Below are 21954 nucleotides of genomic sequence, written 5' to 3'. Positions count from 1 at the left end.
ATTTGCGCTTCTTAAAAATTTGAACATGCAGTATAGAGAAATAGTTGCAGTAACCGGTTTGGGCGGTTTATTTCAGTTGATCGCCAGCAAACAGGATGGTGCCATTGTAAGATCTCTGGAAGACAAGAGTACGCGTTTTGTGAGTTCGCGCATCCATAATTTTACCCCCCTGGAAAGCATTGAAGTATTTACAACAGGTGAAAATGTAAACCTGGCGGAAGTATTCAAGGCTATGCAGGAGCAAGATGGTAAAACGGCCCTGGTGGATGCTAAGGCCGACAATAATGCGATCAAAGCTTACTTCAAAAGCGTATTCCCTGAATTCGATGAAGAAAGGGTGTATGTGAGTGATATGAAGAAGATGGTAAAATGGTATACCATCCTCAAAAACAATGACCTGCTGAAATTCGACGAACAGCCGGAAGAAGCAGTTGCTGAAGAAGTAGCTGCCGAAACTGCGGTTGTTGAAGAAGAAGCAGCCAAACCTGCTAAGAAGGCGGCGAAGCCTAAGAAAGCTGCAGCTAAGGAAGAAGCACCCGCTGCTGAAGGTGAAGAAGCACCAGCTGCTAAACCTAAAAAAGCGACTAAGGCTAAGAAGGAAGAAACGCCTGCTGCTGAAGGCGAGGAAGCGCCTAAAAAGAAGGCTGCTCCTAAGAAAAAGAAGACTGAGGAATAGTATTTCCTTCCAGGAATAAAATGTTGCCTGGCGGAAAGCGCAATCGCGTTTTCCGTCAGGCATTTTTATTGTTATAGGTCCACGTCTTGTTCGACGCTTCTTCGACTGTTGTTCGAATCTCCTTCGACTGTTGTTCGACGCTTCTTCGACGCTTCTTCGACTAAGCTATAGTATAGGTTCACTGCTAACAGATCACCAAAAGGTCACCAAAAGGGCACCTCATTATCCCCGGGGATATTGAAGTGCCCTTTTGGTGATCTTTTGATGCACTATCTATGCTAAGAGTAAGGTATGGCTCTGATATTAATTTCTTATTTTAGTATTATGAAGACATTAGACGCAAACATTGATAAACAGCCACGTACACTTCTGTCTGAAGACTTTAAAGTGACTACGTGGGACGCATTGAAGCCATATTTTGACGAATTATTAGCAAGACCGGTAGATAGTGTGGCTACTTTGGAAAAATGGCTGAAAGACATCAGCGAACTGGATGCAGTGATCAGCGAAGACGTGGCCTGGCGCCAGATCCGCATGACCTGCGATACCACCGACAAATCCCTGGAAGAGGCATTCGCCTACTTCTGTATGGAAATACAGCCCCAGTTGCAGCCTTATACAGACGCGCTGAACAAAAAATTGCTGGCAAGCGAATACCTGAACCAGCTGGACCAGGACCTGTATGCTACTTACCTGCGCAGCGTAAAGAAACAGGTAAAACTGTTCCGGGAGGAAAATGTGCCCCTGCTGGCTGAACTGAGCGTACAATCCCAGCAATATGGCCCGATTGTAGGCAAAATGACCATCAATGTAAATGGCCAGGAGTATACCCTGCAGCAGGCTGCCCGCTTCCTGGAAAGCAGCGACCGCGCCCTCAGGGAAGATGTATACCGCAAAACCTCTGCCCGCCGCCTCCAGGACAGGGATCAGCTGGACCAGCTGTATACCACCCTGGTACAAAAACGCGACCAGGTAGCAAAGAATGCCGGTTTTGCCAACTACCGGGATTATAAATTTGAAGACCTGGGCAGATTCGATTATACCAAAGAAGACTGTTTCCAGTTCCACGCAGCCGTAAAGGAGCACATCCTGCCGCTGGTAAAGAACTTCCAGGAAAAACAACGTCAGAAACTGGGGCTGGACGTATTGAGGCCCTGGGATGGTGAGGCAGAACCTGCAGGTGTGAAACCACTGGAACCTTTCCATACCGGGGAAGAACTGATTAACAAAGCCATCGAAACTTTCGATGAGCTGGGACCGTTCTTTGGCAATTGCCTGCGCGTAATGCAGAAAATGGGCCGGCTGGACCTGGAAAGCCGTAAAGGGAAAGCACCGGGTGGGTATAACTGTCCGCTGGCCGAAACCGGGGTACCTTTCATCTTCATGAATGCAGCGGGGCAGATGAAGGACCTGACAACCATGGTACACGAAGGTGGCCATGCGGTACATTCCTTCCTGAGCCATAACCTGAAACTGAGTTTCTTTAAGGAGTATCCAATGGAGATTGCTGAGGTAGCAAGTATGAGTATGGAGCTGTTTACCATGGATCACTGGAATATCTTCTTCAGTAATCCGGAAGAACTGCGTCGTGCTAAACTGCAACAGCTGGAAAGGGCCATTGTGATCTTCCCATGGATTGCCACTATCGATAAGTTCCAGCACTGGGTGTATGAGCATCCACAGCATACAGTGGAAGAGCGTACAGCTGCATGGCTATCTATACTGGAGGAGTTTTCAACAAATGTAGTAGACTTCACCGGGCTGGAAGAGTCAAGAGCGGCTAGCTGGCAGCGCCAGTTGCACCTGTTTGAAGTGCCTTTCTATTATATCGAATATGGTATTGCGCAGCTGGGTGCGATTGCGATGTGGAAACAATACAAGGAAAATAAACAGCAGGCACTTGATAACTATGTAAAGGCATTGAGCCTGGGTAGTACCCGCACATTGCCGGAGTTGTACAAAGCGGCGGGGATTAAGTTCGACTTCTCTCCTGCTTATGTGAAGGAGCTGGCAGATTTTGTACAGGCCGAAATAGACAAGATCTGATTATAGATATTACGCCCTGCAAAAAAGGATCGCATAGCGATCCTTTTTTGCAGGGCGTAATTATTATTTACATTCTTTACATACTCCACTTACTACTACATCTATATTATGTGCAGCATATCCTTTCGGTAGCTGTATCACAGGAATCTCCGTTTCATCCAGGCAAATCGTGGTGCCACAATGCTCGCATCTGAAATGAATATGGTGATCGTGATGATCATGTTCTGAACAGTCAGATTTGCACAGGGCATACCTGATACTGGTATCGGTAGTGGGAATGGTATGAATCAGTCCCTTATCAAGAAAAGTTTGTAATGTGCGATACACGGTCACACGGTCAAAAGACTGACCGGCGAGTTTTTCAAAACTACTATGTTCCAGTGCACCACTGCTCTCCATGAACAGCTCCAGGATCTTTAACCGCGTATCTGTTATGCTGAGTTTGCTTGCTCTCAACAATTCCGTGATATGTGTTTTGTGTGTGATGTCCATAATTATTCCTCCTTTAGCAGCCTGTCTATATCAGTGATCAGCTTGTCAACGTCAGCGGCTTTGGTGCCTTCGTATAATCCCCTGATACGGCCATTCCCATCTACGAGGGCGAACCATTGGGTATGCACAAAGTCTTCGTCTCCGGCATAGGTACCGTCATCTACAAGATAACCTTGTCGTGCCAGTTTGTATAATTCTTTTTTAGAACCGGTCAGGAACCACCAGTTGGATGGGTCTGCGCCATGCTCTTCAGCATATTTCTTTAATACAGGGATGCTATCAGTTTCAGGATCTACGGTGTGGGAGAGGATTCTGAACCTGGGTTCGGTTTTATATCTGGCATATACTTTCTCCATGTTCTTGTTCATCTTAGGACAGATGCCGGTACAGGTGGTGAAAAAGTATTCTGCTACATATATTTTGCCTTCCACATCTTTGGCTGTGATGGTACGCCCTTCCTGATTAGTAAATGAAAAGCCCCCTACAATATGACCGTTTGTTCCCAGCACTGGCAGTTTTTCCCTGCCAAAGAAATCACCCTGTTCTCCTTTGATCACATAGCCGGAATATCCCATGAAGGCTATGGCCAGTAGCACGAAAAAAGTGATTAAAAAGACGTTCTTCTTAGACATAATCGCCGATCTGTTATTTGTATAATGCAAAGGTAGGGGTTTTCTTTATTACCCTATAATTTAGGCTTATCTAAAAATTATTTATTGCAATGAAAAATTAAAAAAATACTTTCGTAAAAAATTCAAGCTACATGTTTCGATTTCTAACTGCAGTGCTCATACTCTGTAGCATGGCTACTTTTGCCCAAACGGATTCGCTCCAGACCACCCACCTCAATGAGGTGATCGTGACCGGTGTGACCCGTGCCACTACCGTAAGAAAGAATCCCGTCCCTATCTCTATCATCACAAAAAAAGAGATGATCACCCATCTCAATACCAATCTTATTGATGCTATTACCAAATCCATTCCCGGGGTGTCTGCTGTAACCACCGGCCCCAACATCTCAAAGCCTTTTATCAGGGGGCTGGGCTATAACAGGGTACTTACCTTGTATGATGGGGTTCGGCAGGAAGGGCAGCAATGGGGAGATGAACATGGTATTGAAGTAGACCAATATGGTATAGGCCGTGCTGAAGTTGTAAAAGGCCCGGCTAGTCTCACTTACGGCTCCGATGCCCTCGCCGGTGTGATTAACATGATTCCGGACCTGCCCAATGGCGAAGATGGAAAACTCAAAGGCAATTTTCTGACAGAGTACCAATCCAATAATGGTATGATTGGCTCCTCTCTCGGCCTCTCCTATCACAAAAATGACTGGCATTATGCTTTTCGCCTTAGTGGCAAGATAGCCCACAACTACCGCAATGCCGTGGATGGCTATGTGTACGGCACTGCCTTTCGTGAATTAAACGGTACTGCCATGGCGCGTGTAGACAAAAAATGGGGTTATTCCCTGCTCGCCACCACCTTATATAATAATCTACAGGAAATTCCGGATGGCAGCCGTGACTCCCTCACCCGTAAATTCACCATACAGGTGGCGGAAGGTGAAAATGACGACATCAAAAACCGTCCTATAGTGCCTGATCATTTATTAAAGACCTATTCCATTGCGGACCTTCACCAGCACATCCGTCATTACAGGTTATATAACCGCACTAAGATAGGTAACTTCCTTTCTTCCATCGCTTTACAACAAAGTGTTCGCCAGGAGTACAATCATCCCCTTGAACCTAAACAGCCGGGGCTGGATTTAATTTTGAATACCCTGAACTACGACTTTCGTTACAACCTCCCCACCGTACATAATATAGAAATGACAGTGGGTGCCAATGGGATGTATCAAACCAATCGTAGTCAAAATGCCACTGACTTCCCGATCCCCGATTACAACCTGTTTGATATCGGGGCCTTTTATTTCCTGAGAAAATCATTTGGCCCTGTAGATTTATCTGGTGGTATCCGCTATGATCATCGCCATATATACTGGGACGATTTTCGCCAGTTTACCGCCTTTGCCCATAGTTATAATGGCATCTCCGGCAGCCTGGGCGCTACTTACAACCTCAGCGAGCGCTTATTGCTGAAGGCTAATATTGCCAGGGGGTACCGGGCACCCAACATTACAGAGATCGGATCAAATGGTCTTGATCCCGGTGCACATATTGTGTATTTGGGTAATCGCAGTTTTAATCCTGAATTCAGTTTGCAGGAAGACATTGGTTTCCTCGCCTACCTGGAGGATGTGGATATCAGTGTGGAGTTGTTCAATAATAATATTACCAACTACATCTACCAGGCCCGTCTCAATGATGTAGTGATTGTACCAGGCAATGCGACTTATCAATACCAGCAGTCAAAGGCAAGGCTCTATGGAGGAGAATTCAGTATTAACCTCCATCCCCGTGCTATCAACTGGCTAAAAATCAATAATAGTGTTGCGTATACAACCGGGTTAAATCAAAATTCAGCGTTAATCAGGGAACATGGCGATCAGGCAAAGTACCTTCCTTTCATCCCCCCGCTGCATGCGCGTTCAGAGTGGAAGGCGGTGTTCCCGAAAATGTATGGCAGGGTGGAAATAGACGGCTACGCAAAGCAAAATCACTTTTACGCAGTAGACAATACCGAGACGGCTACAGATGGATATGTATTATTGAATGTGGGAGCGGGAGGCACTATTGCCAAAAAGTTTGACCTGTTCTTCCAGGTAGACAATGTGCTGAACACTGCGTACCAGGCAAATATGAACCGCTTAAAATATTTTGAGTATTATACTGCTTCGCCGAATGGGCGATCAGGTATCTATAATATGGGTCGGAATTGCAGTATTAAAGTTTCAGTCCAATTTTAATACCCAACTGAATGCTTGGCAGTACACTCACGAGTCTGCCATCATTCGACTGGGTGGCCCCATTATTTTCAGTGAAGTTCTGGTAGCGATAGACCTTGGTACGGATGCCCAGCCCTACGTAAGGATCAAAGATGATTTTATCTTTTGTAATCTGCCGGCCCAGCAGGATCTGGAAACCATATACATCTTTGGTGGCAGAGCGTTTGTATTTATTGTCATTGATGTCTACATCCTGGTTGGGGTAAAATACCTTCTTATATAATAAAACAGGTTCGAAGTAGGTACCCATGGCCCTGTATAAACCATCTCTTGCAGAAAACAGGTACCACCGCAGGCCGGCCCTGAACCCCAGTCCTCGTCCATCTACAAACTGTTCGGTGCTGATATCCGGCTTCTTTTGTCCGATGTCTATTTTTTTAGACAGGATGTAATCGGGATAATCTGTATAGATACCTGATACACCGATTTCGAGGCTCAGCTTTTCGCTCAGTTCCTGTTCGATGGATATATCCAGTTCATTAATAAGTGTAGTAGGGTTTACCTTGATGTAGGTAGACCGGCGAAAGGGGAATTTGCTATCCTGGGCAACGGCAGAAAGCGCGCCCAGGAGAAACAGGCATGTAACAAGCAGTGGTTGTTTCATAAAGTTTAGTTACCAGCTTCTTAGCTGAAAGTATGACTGATTATAAAGTCAATAATCGTTCCACAATTAATGGATAATACTTGTGTTCCAGCACCTGTACCTTCTTTGCGAGGGTTTCCGGGGTATCATCCGGGGTGATGGTACAACGTTCCTGTAAGATAGTGGCGCCATCGTCATATTTTTCATTGACATAATGGATAGTGATGCCGCTTTCAGATTCTTTGGCGGTGATCACAGCGTCGTGCACAAAGTGACCATACATACCTTTACCCCCATATTTAGGTAGCAGTGCCGGATGTATATTAATAATACGGTCTGGAAATGCCTGTACCAGGTTGCCCGGCACTTTCCAAAGGAAACCAGCTAATACGATCAGGTCTATCTTTGCCTCCTTTAATATCTGAATATAGTCATCGCTTCTGAAAAAGCGTTCTTTATCTATTAATATAGAAGGGATGTGTTCATTCTCAGCAATCGTAAATACTCCGGCCCCGGGTTTATTGCACAGGATGAGGGTAATGGCGGCTTTGTCGGAGCCTCTGAAGTGGTCTATGATCTTTTGCGCGTTACTACCTGCACCGGAAGCGAAGATGGCTATATTTTTCAAGAAGATGTTTATTTACTTAAATAAAGTGCAAAATTAGATAAATATCGCCAGATGTCTGGCAGTGCCTGTTTTGATCACAGAATTTTCGGAGTATATTTGAACCAATCACAGGGAAATGAGGTTAAATAGGTTGAAGCACAACTCTGGAGTTATATTTCCCTCCCTCTACCATATTATAATACATGATAATATATAGGTTTGCAAGGAAACTCAGAAACCGGTATGTAGTTTATGACATTTATCATGTTTTTTCTTATGCAAAAGTATCTGATCATTACGCGCTTTGCCGCGCCATATATAGGAAAAAGGAATTAGTGAAGCAAGTAAGATTTTTTTATAATTGTTGATAAATTGTCAATATTGTGTCTTATTTTTGCTGGCACTTTTTAAAGAAACTTAAGGTCAAATCTAAACTAAATAGGCTGTGTATCGTCGTGTTTCCATCCGTATGCGTAAGCATTTTGTGAGTGTTCTTGTCCTATGCGTTGGTATGATTGCTTCCTTCTCAGTAAGGGCTGCCGATCCTTCCAAGGGTAAAGCATTGTTTCAGAGCAACTGCGCATCTTGCCACAATGTCCATAAGAAACTAACTGGTCCTGCCCTGGCGGGTGTTGAAGGCCGTTGGAGTGATAAGAAATTGTTACACCAATGGATTCATAACTCAGCGGCTGTATTGGCCACTGGTGACCAATACGCTAATGCGTTGTTCAATGAGTACAAAATTCAGATGACTGCTTTCCCAAGTCTGTCCGATGCTGATATTGATGACATCCTCGCCTGGATCGCAGTTGAGGAAAAGAATGATCCAACTGCGAAAGCAGGTGGTGCAACTCCAGCTGGGCAAACCGGGACTACTGAAGAAGGCAGTGCTAACAACAGTCTCCTTTTTGGTATCATCACGCTGATCCTTGCAGTAGTAGCATTGATTCTCCTCCAGATCAACAGCAACCTGAACAAACTTGCTGCTGATAAAGAAGGCGTAGCAGTTCCAGAACCTGTTCCTTTCTACAAGAACAAAGCATACATCGCACTGGTGATCCTGCTCCTCTTCATCGTTGGTGGTTATTTCACTATCAATGGTGCGATCAACCTGGGTCGTCAAAAAGATTACATGCCTGAGCAGCCAATCTTCTTCTCTCACAAAGTTCACCCTGGTATGAACCAGATCAACTGTCTGTACTGCCACGCTGGTGCTGAGAAGAGTAAGCACGCAATGATTCCTTCTGAGAATATTTGTATGAACTGTCACAAAGTGATCAGCGAATACAGTGGTGGTGATCTGTTCAATGCTGAAGGCAAGAAGATCAACGGTACAGCCGAAATCGCCAAATTATATGAATACGTAGGTTGGGATGCTACAGCTAAAGCTTACACCAAACCAGGTAAACCAATTCCATGGACTAAGATCCACAACCTGCCAGACCACGTTTACTTCAACCACTCTCAACACGTAGTAGCTGGTAAGCAACAATGTCAGACATGTCATGGTCCTATCACCGAAGAAGATGAAGTTCATCAGTTCGCGGACCTGTCAATGGGTTGGTGTATCAACTGTCACCGTACTACCAAGGTGCAGTTTGCTGACAACAAATACTACAGCATTTTCGAGAAGTTCCACCAGGATGTTAAAGATGGCAAGATCGACAGCGTAACTGTTGAAATGGTCGGTGGTACTGAATGTCAGAAATGTCACTATTAATATAAGAAGTGAAGATAAAATCTGGTGGAGGAAGCAAAGTAGTAGCGTAAAACAGATCGTTATACCAGCTTCATACATCATTCTTCATAGTGCTAATTATAATCCGTAACTCGTTAGTATAAATAACATGGAGCAAAAAAAGTATTGGAAAGGCTTGGAGGAGTTGCACAATACCAAGGAACATCAGGAGATTGTGAATAACGAATTTAGAGAGGATCTGCCTTTTGAGGAGAGTGAAAGCCTGTTGAATGCTACTACCCCACGCAGGGACTTCCTGAAATATCTGGGGTTCACTACTGCAGCGGCTACCATCGCTGCCAGTTGTGAAATACCTGTGAAGAAAGCAATACCTTATGTAAATAAGCCTGAGGAAATCACTCCAGGTGTACCTAACTACTACGCTTCTACATACGCTGTTGATGGTGAGTTCGTTCCTTTGGTGGTAAAAACCCGCGAAGGTCGTCCAATTAAGGTGGATGGTAACGAACTGTCTTCTATCACCGGTACTTCCTCAACTGCAAGAGTACAGGGTTCAGTGTTGAGCCTGTACGATGCGGCCCGTCTGCGTTTCCCAACTATCGCAGGCGCTGAGGCTACCTGGTCCGAACTGGACAAACAGGTAGGCGCTGCCCTCGCCGGTCTGGCAGGTGCACCAATTGTACTGCTGACTTCTACTATCATCAGCCCTTCTACTAAAAAAGTAATCGCTGGTTTCCAGGCTAAATATCCAAGCTTCCGTCACGTCACTTACGATGCAGTTTCTTACTCCGGTATGCTGCTGGCTAACGAAGCCTCTTATGGCAAGCGTGCACTTCCTGCTTACCACTTTGAAAATGCCAAAGTGATCGTGAGCCTGAATGCAGACTTCCTGGGTACCTGGTTAAACCCTGTTGAGTATAGCAAGCAATACGGTTCTACACGTAAAATCGATGAGAAGAAGCCGGAAATGAGCAAACATTTCCACTTCGAGAGCATGATGAGTGTAACCGGTGCAAATGCTGACGAAAGATATACCCACAAGCCTTCTGAAACCGGTGCTGTTGCCCTCGCCCTGCTGAATGCAGTAGGTGGTGCAGTAAGCGCTCCTGCCATTGCTGACAAGCGCCTGGCAGATGGTATTCAGAAAGCTGCTAAAGCCCTGCTGGCAAACAATGGTAAAGCCATTGTAGTAGCAGGCTCCAACGATGTAAACGTACAGGTTATCGTAAATGCGATCAACAGCCAGATCGGCGCTAACGGTACTACTATCGACTGGAACACTACCGTTAATTACCGTCAGGGTATCGATAGCGAAATGGAACAACTGGTGAAAGATCTGAACGCAGGTGCTGTGGGCGGTCTGTTCATCTACGGTGTGAACCCAAGCTACGATTACTACAATGCTCCGGCTTTCACCGAAGGTCTGAAGAAAACCAAACTGACTGTTTCTTTCAACTCTCACAAAGACGAAACTTCCGAGAACGTTAAGTTCGCTGCTCCTGCTCACCACTTCCTCGAAAGCTGGGGTGATGCTGAAGGCCGCACCGGATATTTCTCCTTCATACAGCCTACCATTGCGCCGCTGTTCAAAACACGTGCATTCGAAGCCTCCCTCCTGGCATGGAGTGGCAACACTACTGCCTGGGAAGATTTCCTGAAAAACGAGTGGATCTCCAAACTGGGTAGCCAGGAAGCATGGGATAAAGTGCTGCAGGATGGTATTATCGAACCAGCTACTGCTCCTGCATTAGGTGGTGCTTCTTTTGCTGGTAATGTAGCTGATGCAGCTGCTAAAATCAGCAATGCGAAGAAAGGCGGTAAACTGGAACTGGTACTGTACGAAAAAGTAGCAATCGGTAATGGTAAGGAAGCCAACAACCCATGGTTGCAGGAAATGCCTGACCCAATCACCCGTTCTACCTGGGATAACTACGCTGTAATCTCCAACACCCTCGCTAAAACTTTTGGTAGTGAGCTGGGTGATGATTACGAAATCAACAACGATAAGACCGTTCTGAAAATAAAAGCAAATGGCAAAGAAGTACTGTTGCCATTGCTGATCCTGCCAGGTATCCATCCTGAAGTGATCGCTATCGCAGTAGGTTATGGCCGTAACGCTAATGCAGGTAAAGCTGCTGCTGGTGTAGGTAAGAATGTTTACAATTTCGTAAGCTTCAACGGTACAACCCGCGATTATTTCTCTCCTGAAGTTGCAGTTGAGAAAACAAACCAGACTTATGAGATTGGTGTAACCCAGACTCACAACAGCTACGAAGGCCGTCCTATCGTAAAAGAAACTACCCTGGAAGAGTTCATCAAGAACCCAGAGGAAGTAAACGAAGACAGGAAAGAGCTGGATCAGTTTGGTTATGATGCATCCAATCCAAAGGATACTACCAGCAACTTCGTTAAGAATGGTACTCTCTACCCGGATGTTCACCAGTATCATGGTATCAAATGGGGTATGTCAATTGACTTAAACACCTGTTTTGGTTGTGGTGCCTGTACCATTGCCTGCCAGGCTGAAAATAACGTATCTGTAGTTGGTAAAGAACAGGTGATCAAGGCGCACGAAATGCACTGGATCCGCATCGACCGTTACTTCAGCGGTGATGAGAACAACCCGGAAGTAGTGTTCCAGCCTATGCTGTGCCAGCACTGTGACAACGCTCCTTGTGAAAACGTTTGTCCGGTAGCAGCTACCAACCACAGCTCTGAAGGTATTAACCAGATGGCTTATAACCGTTGTATTGGTACCCGTTATTGTGCTAACAACTGTCCGTTCAAAGTACGTCGCTTCAACTGGAGAGACTGGAATGGTGCAGATAGCTTCGAGAACAACCTGTACGATGTAGGTGGTATGAACGATGATCTGACACGTATGGTACTGAACCCTGACGTAGTGGTTCGTAGCCGTGGTGTAATGGAAAAATGTTCTTTCTGCGTACAGAAATTGCAGGATGCTAAACTGACTGCTAAGAAAGCTGGTCGTCCGATGAAGGATGGTGAAGCCAGAACAGCTTGTCAGCTGGCTTGTTCCGCAGATGCAATCGTATTCGGTAACGTGAACGATAAAGAAAGCCGTATCTATAAAGTGCGTAACGAAGAGCAGAAGAGCAGAATGTACTATGTACTGGAACAACTGCACGTGCTGCCTTCCATCAACTACCTGGCTAAGATCAGAAACAAAGATGCTGAGCCTAAGGCAGAAGGTAAGAAGGAAGAAGCTGCTCATCACGAAGCATAGTCAGCGTAAGCTGGCTTTTTGCTAAAGAGAACGAAAGATAAACAGAGAGATAAAGTTTTAAGTTTAGAACAATAAAAGCTCCTTATTCTGAAGCGAGAGCCAAGGTTAGGGGTAAAAGCTTAAAGAATTATGCATTTAAAGTACGAATCCACACTAAGAGAACCATTAGTTGATGGGGAGAAGAATTACCACCAGGTAACAGAAGATATCATCGGCCCGATTGAAGGGAAGCCTGGTAAACTGTGGTATGCTGGCTTTTTCATTTCCGTAGCGTTGTTGTTATGGGGTGTTTTCTCCGTGACCTGGGAAGTTTATTATGGAACAGGTGTGTGGAACCTGAATAAAACAATTGGATGGGGTTGGGATATTACCAACTTCGTATGGTGGGTAGGTATTGGTCACGCGGGTACGCTGATCTCTGCGATCCTCCTGCTGTTCCGCCAGGGATGGCGTACAGGGGTAAACCGTGCTGCAGAAGCGATGACGATCTTCGCGGTAATGTGTGCCGGTCAGTTCCCGATCTTCCACATGGGTCGTGTATGGATGGCCTTCTTTGTATTGCCTTATCCAAACACCCGTGGTCCACTGTGGGTGAACTTTAACTCTCCACTCCTCTGGGACGTATTTGCGATCTCTACTTACTTCACAGTATCTCTGCTGTTCTGGTATTCAGGTTTGCTGCCTGACTTTGCAACTGTACGTGACAGGGCAAAGACCAAACTGCGCAAGCTGCTGTATGGTGTAGCATCTTTCGGCTGGACCGGTTCTGCAAAACACTGGCAGCGTCATGAGGCCCTGTCCCTGGTACTGGCAGGTCTGTCTACCCCACTGGTACTTTCTGTACACACCATCGTATCTTTTGACTTTGCAACTTCAGTAATACCTGGTTGGCATACTACCATCTTCCCGCCCTACTTCGTAGCGGGTGCGATCTTCTCCGGATTTGCGATGGTAAATACCCTACTGATCATAGTACGTAAAGTATTAGGACTGGAAGATTACATTACCATGGGCCACATGGAAGCCATGAACAAAGTAATTGTACTGACTGGTTCTGTAGTAGGTTGTGCTTACCTGACTGAGCTCTTCATGGCATGGTATGCAGCTGTACCTTACGAGTTTGCAACATTCTATAAATATCGTGCAGCTGGTCCGCTGGGCTGGTCTTACTGGATCATGATGACCTGTAACGTAATCACACCGCAGGTATTCTGGTTCCGTAAAATGAGAAGAAACATCGTAGTTACCTTCGTGATGTCTATCATTGTAAACATCGGTATGTGGTTCGAGCGTTTCGTAATCATCTGTACTTCCCTGTATCGTGACTATCTGCCATCCAGCTGGAGCTACTATCGTCCATCCTGGCCAGAAGTTGGTTTCTACATGGGTACCTTCGGTCTGTTCTTCACCTGCTTCTTCCTGTTTGCTAAATACTTCCCGGTAATTGCGGTAGCGGAAATCAAGTTCGTACTGAAAACTTCCGGTGAGAGCTTCAAGAGAGACAACATGGAGAAACTGGAGCCACTTTCTGCTGAAGAATTTGAGCACGTAGCTCATGGCCATCATGACGACCACGGACATGCAGGTCATGCCGTAGCACATGCAGCTCACAATTAATTTGATAGCTGTAAGAAATCTGGACATAGACATTTTAGACTTAGAATTTTTTTAAACATATGGCGGTTAAAAATTTCGTTGTAGCAAGTTTTGATGATGAGGCGGTATTATTTCCGGCAGTTAAGAAAGTAAGAACTGCGGGCTACAAAATCCATGATGTGTACACACCATTTCCTGTGCATGGTCTTGATCATGCAATGGGTCTCCGTGAAACCAGCCTGCATACTGCCGGTTTCATATATGGTATCTGTGGTACTACGACAGCATTATCCTGCATGAGCTGGATCTTTACATCAGACTGGCCGCTGAACATTGGTGGTAAGCCACACTTCCCATTGCCAGCGTTCATTCCTATCACCTTCGAGCTGACAGTACTGTTCGCTGCGGTAGGTATGGTAATGACCTTTTGCTACCTGTGTAACCTGATGCCAGGTGTGAAGAAACACATCTTCCATCCACGTCAGACAGATGATCTGTTTGTAATGGCTATCGAGGTAACTGCTAAAACAAACGCTGAAGAAGTGAAAGCCCTGCTGGCAAAAGCTGGTGGTCTGGAAATCAACGAGCAGCGTGCGGAAGCAGGATGGTGGTATGGTCGCTTCGATCAGGATGATGAAGCTACCCTGTACAAGAACGCACAGATTGCACCTGTAAACGCGTAAACAACGATTTTAAAACTTCGCTGTAAAGCAGACTTACAGGGAAGTATACAGAATATAAGCTTGAATTATAATAAACAGATGAAAAGGACTTCCAACATATTGATCGCAGCTGCTTTGGTAAGTGGAGCTTTGGTATCGGTATCATGCAACAGGGGAGAGCATAACAGAAAGCCCGGTAGGATTTACATGCCCGACATGTATGAATCCCGTGCATATGAGTTCTATAATGAGAAGGTATCATCTATGAAACCTGTGGATGGCACCGTGAAGAGAGGAGAGTTATTGCCTTACCATCTGAAAGCAGAAGATACTGCGTTAGCTAACGGTGTTAAAAATCCACTGATTCTGGCGAAAGCGGATCTGGAGGAAGGAAAACGTTTATTCAATATTTATTGCGCTATTTGCCATGGTGCTAAGCTGGATGGTAATGGTCCACTGTATAAGGACGGAACTGGTCCTTATGTAGCAGCTCCTGCCAACCTGGCCAGCGGTGCAAAAGCCAGCTACAGCGAAGGCCGCCTGTTCCACGTAATGACTTATGGTTACAACGTGATGGGTAGCTATGCCAGCCAGCTGGACAGAACACAGCGTTGGAAAATAGCTGCATATATCCGCAGCGTGCAGAATGGTGGCGCTAATCCTCCTGCTCTGGTGGACGGTGATGCAACCACACCAGCTGCAGCTCCTGCACCTGCTTCTGCAGCAGCCGCTCCTACTTCGGACAGCACTGCAACCAAGTAATTGAATAAAATAGCATTAATCAAGTATTTTAATATACAGTAATGAAGGACCAATTTGTAGTACCGGCAAGATTAAAGACGACCAGCTTCGTGTTAATGGGGATTGGCTTGCTGACTTTGTTGATCGGATTTTTCGCATTCAGTGGTGAGCATGGCTCCACACGTTTCTGGGCTGGCCTCCTGCAGAACAGCTCATTCTTTCTACTTGTAGTATTAGCCAGTACCTTCTTTATTGGTGCCACTACCCTGGCACATGGTGCATGGCAGGTTGGTTTCCGTCGCGTACCGGAGGCCATCTCTATGGCTGTTCCTGTATTGGGTGGTATCTTTTTCGTAATCCTGATGTGCCTGGTGTATGGTAAGGCAGGTCATATTTACCATTGGCTTGACAAAGAACATGTAGCTCACGATCCAATCCTGAGCTGGAAATCCGCGTTCCTCAATCCAACTTTCTTCACAGTGGCAGCTATCCTGACTATCGGTCTCTGGATTCTGTTTACTATTAAACTCCGCAACATGTCCATCGAAGAAGATGGATGGGATCTTTCCAAAGAAAACGGTAAACGCATTCTCTGGAGAAATACTGTAATGTGCGGTGGTTTCGTAGTTATCTACGCACTCAGCGTGGGTTCTACTACTCCCTGGTTATGGTTAATGAGTATCGATGCACACTGGTACTCTACTATGTATAGCTGGTATACCTTCGTGAGCAGCTGGGTATCTGGTATTTCCCTGATCGCACTGTGGGTTATTTATCTGAAACGCCAGGGCTACCTGCCTATGGTGAATGAAGAGCACCTGCATGACCTGGGTAAATTCGCTTTCGGTTTCAGCATCTTCTGGACTTACCTCTGGTTCTCCCAGTACATGCTGATCTGGTATGCTAACATGCCTGAAGAAATTATTTATTTCAAACCTCGTCTGTGGGGAGAGTGGAGACCTATCTTCTTCCTGAACCTGATCATCAACTTCATCACGCCGCTGTTGTTCCTGATGAGCAGGGATACTAAACGTAACTGGTCTTCCATGACTTTCATCACTGTGCTGATCATCGCTGGTCACTGGATGGATTTCTGGCAGATGGTAGGTCCTGGTACATATCAGCACCTGGTGTTCCCATGGTATGAGCTGGGGCTGGGCGTAGGTTTTGTTGGTCTGATCATCTTCCTCGTAGCAAGACAGCTCACTAAAGCTCCGCTGGTTCCTAAGAACCACCCTTATCTGAAAGAAAGTATTATCCACCACACCTAATTGGTAATAGTACCGGGAGATAGATTTAGGTAAAATCGTAAAGCATTAGATAACTTAATTATTCAAAATAGCAATGTCAGGATATTTAGCAGTCTTAGTAGTTGTGCTCATATTCGTAGTCATCTTCCAGATTGCGAAGGCCAGCGAATATGTGTCGATATTAAAGGGAGAAAAGAAGTCGCGCCAGCAATCTAACAAGGTGAACGGCTTCCTGATGATCGTGTTCCTGGTGGTAGGCCTGATAGGTGTTTACTACTGTAATGAGTTACTGAAAGGTAAGATTGGTGTTGAGTCAGCATCTGTACAGGGTGAAGGTATCGACAACATGATTAAGTGGACACTGGTTATCACTGGTATCGTATTCGTTATCACCCAGATCCTCCTTTTCTGGTTCGCATTTAAATTTCAGGAAAAAGAAGGTCAGAAAGCCTTCTATTTTCCTCACAACAATAAACTGGAATTAATCTGGACCGTAATTCCTGCTATTGCTCTTACAATCCTGGTAGCAATCGGCTTAAGACACTGGTTCCGCCTTACCTCCGATGCACCGAAAGATGCAATGGTGGTAGAAGTAACTGGCAAGCAGTTCAACTGGCTGGTTCGTTACCCTGGTAAAGATGGTCAGCTGGGCCGTAAGTTCTTCAAGAACATCAACGATGCCAACAACCCTGTGGGTCAGGATTGGGATGATCAGCTGAATAAGGATGACTATATGGCTACCGAAATTCACCTGGTGGTAAACAAGCCTGTGAAATTCATCATTGGTTCCCGCGATGTAATCCATGACGTAGGTCTGTCTGCTTTCCGTATGAAGATGGATGCTGTTCCGGGTATCCCTACTACCCTGTGGGTAACTCCAAAGTATACCACAAAGGAAATGAGAGAAAAGATGGACAATCCTGATTATGTGTATGAACTTTCCTGCGATCAGATGTGCGGTAAAGGTCACTACTCTATGAAGGCGAATATCGTGGTAGAAACTCAGGAAGAATTCGATGCCTGGGCTGCAAAACAGAAAGCTCAATATGATCTTGCACATGAGAGCGCGACTCCCGCTCCTGCCGCTGCAGCTGCCGACAGCACTCAAAAAGCGGTGGCTAAAAACTAGTGAAGTAGTAACTTTGTAGCCAGAGAAAAATTTTTAGACGCACACAAGACGCACAGGACATTTAATAATTGTAAGAAAAACTGAACGCACATCAGTTTTATATAAATAGCACCGATTATGAGTAACGAAGCAACATTGCACAGTCAACAGGAGGTAATGCACGGCGCCCATGGGCACGATCATGGCCACGGTCACGACGATCATGCGCACCATGAAGGCAGCTTCATTTCGAAGTATGTTTTCAGCATGGATCACAAAACTATCGCCAAGCAGTTTCTGATAACCGGTATCATCTGGGCTATCATTGGTGCTTTCTTCTCTGTACTGTTCCGTTTGCAACTGGGTTTCCCTGATGCTACTTTCCCCTGGATGGAAAGCATACTGGGAAAATGGGCTAAAGGTGGCCGTATTACTGACGAAGCTTACTATGCATTGGTAACTATGCACGGTACAATCCTCGTATTCTTTGTATTAACTGCCGGTTTGAGTGGTACTTTCTCCAACCTCCTGATTCCTTTGCAGGTAGGTGCCCGCGATATGGCTTCTCCATTCATGAACATGCTGAGCTATTGGTTCTTCTTCCTGGCCAGCGTGGTGATGATGAGCTCCCTGTTCGTGCAGACTGGTCCTGCATCCGGTGGTTGGACTTCTTATCCGCCATTGAGTGCGCTGGGCGATGCTTCTATCGGTTCTAAAATAGGTATGGACCTCTGGTTGTCGGCTATGGCACTGTTCGTAGTGTCTCAGCTGCTGGGTGGTCTGAACTATATCTCTACTATTCTGAACATGCGTACCAAAGGTATGGCTATGACCAAGATGCCGCTGACTATATGGGGCTTCTTCTTCACCGCTGTACTGGGCGTACTTTCCTTCCCTGTATTACTGTCAGGTTTCATCCTGCTGCTGTTCGACCGCCACGGTGGTACCAGCTTCTACCTGAGCGAACTGTTCGTAAATGGTAAAGCACTGAGCAACGAAGGTGGTTCTGCCATCCTGTACCAGCACTTATTCTGGTTCCTGGGTCACCCTGAGGTATACATCATCATCCTGCCTGCAATGGGTATGGTATCTGAAGTAATGGCGGTTAACTCCCGCAAACCTATCTTCGGTTACCTGGCGATGGTGGGTTCCATGTTCGCGATCGTTATCCTTGCCTTCCTGGTATGGGCGCACCACATGTTCGTAACTGGTCTGAATCCATTCCTGGGTGCCTTCTTCGTACTGTTGACATTGCTGATTGCGGTACCATCCGCTATCAAGGTGTTCAACTGGATCACTACGATCTGGAGAGGTAACATCCGTTTTACTCCTGGTATGCTGTTCTCTATCGGTTTCGTGAGCACATTCATCTCCGGTGGTCTGACTGGTATCTGGCTGGGTAACTCTTCTATCGATATTCACCTGCACGATACATACTTCGTAATCGCGCACTTCCATATAGTAATGGGTGTATCTGCCTTCTTCGGTACTTTTGCCGGTGTATACCACTGGTTCCCGAAAATGTTTGGCCGTTACATGAACAATACCCTTTCTTACATCCACTTCTGGATCACCCTGTGTGGTGCTTACCTGATCTTCTGGCCAATGCACTACGAAGGTCTGGTGGGTATGCCAAGAAGGTATTACGACTACTCTAACTGGGAGTCATTCAAACAGTTCGCTGATCTGAACCACTTCATCTCTATCGTGGTGATCCTGGTATTTGCTACTCAGCTCCTGTTTGTATTTAACTTCTTCTATAGCATTTTCAAAGGTCGTAAGGTGACTACAACCAACCCATGGAATGCAACTACCCTGGAATGGACTACTCCGATCAATCCTGGTCACGGTAACTGGCCTGGTGAAATCCCTGAAGTTCATCGTTGGCCTTACGATTACAGCAAGGATGGTCAGGACTTCATTCCTCAGACCGTTCCACTGTCTCCTGAAGAACAAGCTCAGGGCGGTCACTAATCCTGACCTGCCGGTTGCCCTCCCCCATTAAAAGGGAGGGCACCTCAAATACGAAAGTGAAGATTGATTGATATTTTTGGACCCATGTGAGCGCGCACCTCACAGATATGGACTAAGAAATGATTAGAGAAAACTCCATAAAATTATCGTTGTCGTATGCTGTAGCCAGTAAGGTGAAGGATTATTCTCAGCTGATGAAGTTTAACCTGACCTTTATGGTGGTGTTTTCCAGTGTAGTGGGTTACCTGCTTGTGCCTGGGGTGGAGTTTTCGTTGATAAAGATTGTTGAATTATTTGCCGGTGGTTTATTGGTATCCGGCTCAGCTAATACAATCAACCAGTTGCTGGAGATAGAGACAGACAAGCTGATGGCACGTACCGCCGTAAGGCCCCTGCCGGCTGGTCGTGTTTCTGAAACAGAAGCCAGGATCCTGGCTTTTACAACAGCTATCTCTGGTGTATTGATTATGGCATGGGCATTCAACTGGCTGAGTGCTGGTTTGAGCCTGTTATCGCTGGTAGTGTATGCCTTTATTTATACACCCTGGAAAAAATGGAATTCACTGGCAGTGCTGGTGGGTGCAATTCCGGGAGCGATGCCGCTGTTAATTGGCTGGGCAGCTGGTGCTGATGAACTGGGTGCAGGCGGATGGTCTTTATATGCGCTTCAATTTGTGTGGCAGTTCCCTCACTTTTGGGCAATTGCATGGGTTGGACATAAAGACTACGCAAACGCCGGGTTTAAATTATTACCAAACGGTTCGGAGCCTAACAGGATGATCGCTATTCAGGCAGTAATGTATACATTCCTCCTGATTCCACTGGGTGGTCTTCCTTATCTTTTCAGAATCAGCGGTGGCATTTCGGCAATCATCGTATTGCTGGCTACGCTCTTCTTCCTTTACCGTGCGGTAAACCTGTATAGGAAATGTGATGCTCCGGCAGCGCGCAAGCTGATGTTTGGATCATACATTTATCTTACAATCATGCAGTTGGCATTATTGGCTGACAAAGTGCATAATATTTAATAAGGTTTTAAAGAATAAATAGTGATGCAGGCGATGAGTTTAGAACAACGCAAAAAGATACATCCACACAAATATTCCCTATGGATAGCTATGGGGAGTATCACGATGATGTTTATTGGTTTTACCAGTGCGTATGTAGTAAAGCGATCGCAAGCAAACTGGATCACGTTCGATCTGCCTATGATTTTCTGGGCAAGCACTGCAATCATCCTGACCAGTAGTGTAACTGTTCAGATGGCTGTGAGGCAGTTCAGAAACAGACATATGCAGGCATACAAACAGCTGATCACGCTGACAGCCCTGTTAGGAATAGCCTTTGCAGTGTGTCAGTGGATTGGGTTTTCACAGATGGCACATAATGGGCTGCCTTTAAATGGTCCGGCATCTGCTTCTTTCATTTATGTGATTGTAGGTGTGCACCTGCTGCACGTATTGGGTGGAGTAGTCGCTTTGATGGTCTTGTTTGGCAGGGCCTTCAGAACCAAAGTATTGAGTTACAGTTCAGTTCCGATTGAGGTAGCTTCTACTTACTGGCACTTTGTCGACATTCTGTGGATTTACCTCTTGATTTTTCTGAGTATCGCCAGATAAACTTTCTAAAAATTAATTTACAAAACAAACAATGGATACAGCAGTTACAGCGAAGAAAAAATGGTGGTCCGGGGGACATTCTCCTTTTAATGTGAGCTACGGAAAGTTGATGATGTGGTACTTCCTGTTGTCAGATGCCTTCACTTTTGGAGCATTGTTGATATCATATGGAACGATCCGCTTCATGAGTACTTCATGGCCTGACCCTAACGAGGTGTTCCGTTCTTTCCCAGGCCTGGGGCATGCAAATGTTCCAATGGGATTTGTGAGCTTGATGACATTCATTCTGATCATGAGTTCTGTAACCATGGTATTGGCTGTGCATGCCGGTCACCAGCGTCGTCAGAAGGATGTAGCTAAGTGGCTTGCCTGGACGATTGTGGGTGGTATCGCGTTCCTGAGCTGTCAGGCATGGGAGTGGACACACCTGTATCACGAAGGTGCATGGTGGGGTCGTAATCCTTTTGTAAATGCTGATGGTACTGCTGCTACCAGCAACTTTACTAACTTCTTCTTTACGATCACTGGTTTCCACGGTTTGCACGTAACTTCCGGTGTGGTATTGAACATCATCATCCTGTCTAACGTACTGAAAGGTACTTATGAAGACAGAGGTCACTACGAAATGGTTGAGAAGGTTGGTCTGTACTGGCACTTTGTAGATCTGGTTTGGGTATTCGTATTCACCTGTTTCTACCTGCTCTAACCGGAATTGAGAATTTAGTAAATTGGAATTTTTAAAAAGA

Annotated in this window: 18 protein-coding genes; 14 read left to right on the top strand and 4 right to left on the bottom strand. The window is 45.7% G+C overall.

Features of this window, described 5'->3' with window-relative positions; translation table 11 throughout:
• The first annotated feature begins 25 nt into the window (after positions 1–25).
• Together ABDW16_RS00585 and ABDW16_RS00580 are read left to right on the top strand one after the other, a co-directional pair.
• The gene (locus tag ABDW16_RS00585) at positions 26–676 is read left to right on the top strand and encodes a DUF5606 domain-containing protein (protein WP_343667169.1); all 651 of its coding nucleotides are present in this window, start codon (positions 26–28) and stop codon (positions 674–676) included.
• A gap of 324 nt (positions 677–1000) precedes the next feature.
• On the top strand, positions 1001–2722 hold the full coding sequence (locus ABDW16_RS00580) for a M3 family oligoendopeptidase (protein ID WP_343667168.1): 1722 nt from the start codon (positions 1001–1003) through the stop codon (positions 2720–2722).
• A 63-nt stretch (positions 2723–2785) separates the two neighbouring features.
• Here ABDW16_RS00580 and ABDW16_RS00575 read toward each other — a convergent pair whose 3' ends face one another.
• Both ABDW16_RS00575 and ABDW16_RS00570 read right to left on the bottom strand, forming a co-directional pair.
• Positions 2786–3214, bottom strand: coding sequence for a transcriptional repressor (locus tag ABDW16_RS00575; protein ID WP_343667167.1), 429 nt, complete (start codon positions 3212–3214; stop codon positions 2786–2788).
• Between the two features lie 2 nt (positions 3215–3216).
• On the bottom strand, positions 3217–3846 hold the full coding sequence (locus tag ABDW16_RS00570) for an SCO family protein (protein WP_343667166.1): 630 nt from the start codon (positions 3844–3846) through the stop codon (positions 3217–3219).
• A 131-nt stretch (positions 3847–3977) separates the two neighbouring features.
• Between ABDW16_RS00570 and ABDW16_RS00565 the strand changes: the two genes are divergently transcribed.
• A complete protein-coding gene (locus ABDW16_RS00565) occupies positions 3978–6083 on the top strand; it encodes a TonB-dependent receptor (RefSeq protein ID WP_343667165.1) in 2106 nt (701 codons plus the stop codon).
• Here ABDW16_RS00565 and ABDW16_RS00560 read toward each other — a convergent pair.
• Together ABDW16_RS00560 and purN are read right to left on the bottom strand one after the other, a co-directional pair.
• On the bottom strand, positions 6061–6726 hold the full coding sequence (locus tag ABDW16_RS00560; RefSeq protein WP_343667164.1) for a hypothetical protein: 666 nt from the start codon (positions 6724–6726) through the stop codon (positions 6061–6063). The two genes, ABDW16_RS00565 and ABDW16_RS00560, sit on opposite strands and share 23 nt — an antisense overlap.
• Before the next feature lie 40 nt (positions 6727–6766).
• Positions 6767–7333 carry a phosphoribosylglycinamide formyltransferase gene (gene purN, locus ABDW16_RS00555; protein ID WP_343667163.1) on the bottom strand — a complete coding sequence of 189 codons (567 nt, stop codon included), beginning with the start codon at positions 7331–7333 and terminating at the stop codon, positions 6767–6769.
• Between the two features lie 424 nt (positions 7334–7757).
• Here purN and ABDW16_RS00550 point away from each other — a divergent pair, with 424 nt between their 5' ends.
• The 11 genes from ABDW16_RS00550 (at position 7758) to ABDW16_RS00500 (ending at position 21914) form a co-directional block, all read left to right on the top strand.
• On the top strand, positions 7758–9032 hold the full coding sequence (locus ABDW16_RS00550) for a c-type cytochrome (RefSeq protein ID WP_343667162.1): 1275 nt from the start codon (positions 7758–7760) through the stop codon (positions 9030–9032).
• 127 nt (positions 9033–9159) lie between these two features.
• Positions 9160–12258, top strand: a complete 3099-nt coding sequence (locus ABDW16_RS00545; protein WP_343667161.1) for a TAT-variant-translocated molybdopterin oxidoreductase — start codon at positions 9160–9162, stop codon at positions 12256–12258.
• A 129-nt stretch (positions 12259–12387) separates the two neighbouring features.
• Entirely contained in the window at positions 12388–13875 is a 1488-nt protein-coding gene (gene nrfD, locus ABDW16_RS00540; protein WP_343667160.1) for an NrfD/PsrC family molybdoenzyme membrane anchor subunit, read from the top strand.
• A gap of 59 nt (positions 13876–13934) precedes the next feature.
• The gene (locus ABDW16_RS00535) at positions 13935–14537 is read left to right on the top strand and encodes a DUF3341 domain-containing protein (RefSeq protein WP_343667159.1); all 603 of its coding nucleotides are present in this window, start codon (positions 13935–13937) and stop codon (positions 14535–14537) included.
• Positions 14538–14615: 78 nt separating this feature from the next.
• The gene (locus tag ABDW16_RS00530; protein WP_343667158.1) at positions 14616–15278 is read left to right on the top strand and encodes a cytochrome c; all 663 of its coding nucleotides are present in this window, start codon (positions 14616–14618) and stop codon (positions 15276–15278) included.
• A 41-nt stretch (positions 15279–15319) separates the two neighbouring features.
• The gene (locus tag ABDW16_RS00525) at positions 15320–16528 is read left to right on the top strand and encodes a quinol:cytochrome C oxidoreductase (RefSeq protein WP_343667157.1); all 1209 of its coding nucleotides are present in this window, start codon (positions 15320–15322) and stop codon (positions 16526–16528) included.
• A gap of 73 nt (positions 16529–16601) precedes the next feature.
• Positions 16602–17636 (top strand): cytochrome c oxidase subunit II, encoded by a 1035-nt coding sequence (locus ABDW16_RS00520; RefSeq protein ID WP_343667156.1) that lies wholly within the window; start codon positions 16602–16604, stop codon positions 17634–17636.
• 117 nt (positions 17637–17753) lie between these two features.
• Positions 17754–19589: a cbb3-type cytochrome c oxidase subunit I gene (locus tag ABDW16_RS00515; protein ID WP_343667155.1), complete on the top strand. Its 1836-nt coding sequence runs from the start codon at positions 17754–17756 to the stop codon at positions 19587–19589.
• A 119-nt stretch (positions 19590–19708) separates the two neighbouring features.
• A complete protein-coding gene (cyoE, locus tag ABDW16_RS00510) occupies positions 19709–20617 on the top strand; it encodes a heme o synthase (RefSeq protein ID WP_343667154.1) in 909 nt (302 codons plus the stop codon).
• A 33-nt stretch (positions 20618–20650) separates the two neighbouring features.
• Positions 20651–21208: a heme-copper oxidase subunit III gene (locus tag ABDW16_RS00505; protein WP_343667153.1), complete on the top strand. Its 558-nt coding sequence runs from the start codon at positions 20651–20653 to the stop codon at positions 21206–21208.
• 31 nt (positions 21209–21239) lie between these two features.
• Positions 21240–21914, top strand: a complete 675-nt coding sequence (locus ABDW16_RS00500) for a cytochrome c oxidase subunit 3 (protein WP_343667152.1) — start codon at positions 21240–21242, stop codon at positions 21912–21914.
• Positions 21915–21954: the final 40 nt, after the last annotated feature.

Origin of the sequence: Chitinophaga sp. (genome assembly GCF_039596135.1) — a bacterium.
In the GTDB taxonomy this organism is placed as follows: domain Bacteria; phylum Bacteroidota; class Bacteroidia; order Chitinophagales; family Chitinophagaceae; genus Chitinophaga.
This window is presented reverse-complemented; position numbering and strand designations above follow the sequence as displayed.

What these genes read in the sequence shown, in the direction of transcription:
- ABDW16_RS00585 (WP_343667169.1), top strand. Translation starts at nt 26, where the DNA reads ATGCAGTATAGAGAAATAGTTGCAGTAACCGGTTTGGGCGGTTTATTT.
- nrfD (WP_343667160.1), top strand. Translation starts at nt 12,388, where the DNA reads ATGCATTTAAAGTACGAATCCACACTAAGAGAACCATTAGTTGATGGG.
- ABDW16_RS00520 (WP_343667156.1), top strand. Translation starts at nt 16,602, where the DNA reads ATGTCAGGATATTTAGCAGTCTTAGTAGTTGTGCTCATATTCGTAGTC.
- ABDW16_RS00545 (WP_343667161.1), top strand. Translation starts at nt 9,160, where the DNA reads ATGGAGCAAAAAAAGTATTGGAAAGGCTTGGAGGAGTTGCACAATACC.
- ABDW16_RS00570 (WP_343667166.1), bottom strand. Translation starts at nt 3,846, where the DNA reads ATGTCTAAGAAGAACGTCTTTTTAATCACTTTTTTCGTGCTACTGGCC.
- ABDW16_RS00505 (WP_343667153.1), top strand. Translation starts at nt 20,651, where the DNA reads ATGAGTTTAGAACAACGCAAAAAGATACATCCACACAAATATTCCCTA.
- ABDW16_RS00500 (WP_343667152.1), top strand. Translation starts at nt 21,240, where the DNA reads ATGGATACAGCAGTTACAGCGAAGAAAAAATGGTGGTCCGGGGGACAT.
- ABDW16_RS00515 (WP_343667155.1), top strand. Translation starts at nt 17,754, where the DNA reads ATGAGTAACGAAGCAACATTGCACAGTCAACAGGAGGTAATGCACGGC.
- ABDW16_RS00565 (WP_343667165.1), top strand. Translation starts at nt 3,978, where the DNA reads ATGTTTCGATTTCTAACTGCAGTGCTCATACTCTGTAGCATGGCTACT.
- ABDW16_RS00575 (WP_343667167.1), bottom strand. Translation starts at nt 3,214, where the DNA reads ATGGACATCACACACAAAACACATATCACGGAATTGTTGAGAGCAAGC.
- ABDW16_RS00535 (WP_343667159.1), top strand. Translation starts at nt 13,935, where the DNA reads ATGGCGGTTAAAAATTTCGTTGTAGCAAGTTTTGATGATGAGGCGGTA.
- ABDW16_RS00580 (WP_343667168.1), top strand. Translation starts at nt 1,001, where the DNA reads ATGAAGACATTAGACGCAAACATTGATAAACAGCCACGTACACTTCTG.
- ABDW16_RS00530 (WP_343667158.1), top strand. Translation starts at nt 14,616, where the DNA reads ATGAAAAGGACTTCCAACATATTGATCGCAGCTGCTTTGGTAAGTGGA.
- ABDW16_RS00525 (WP_343667157.1), top strand. Translation starts at nt 15,320, where the DNA reads ATGAAGGACCAATTTGTAGTACCGGCAAGATTAAAGACGACCAGCTTC.
- ABDW16_RS00560 (WP_343667164.1), bottom strand. Translation starts at nt 6,726, where the DNA reads ATGAAACAACCACTGCTTGTTACATGCCTGTTTCTCCTGGGCGCGCTT.
- cyoE (WP_343667154.1), top strand. Translation starts at nt 19,709, where the DNA reads ATGATTAGAGAAAACTCCATAAAATTATCGTTGTCGTATGCTGTAGCC.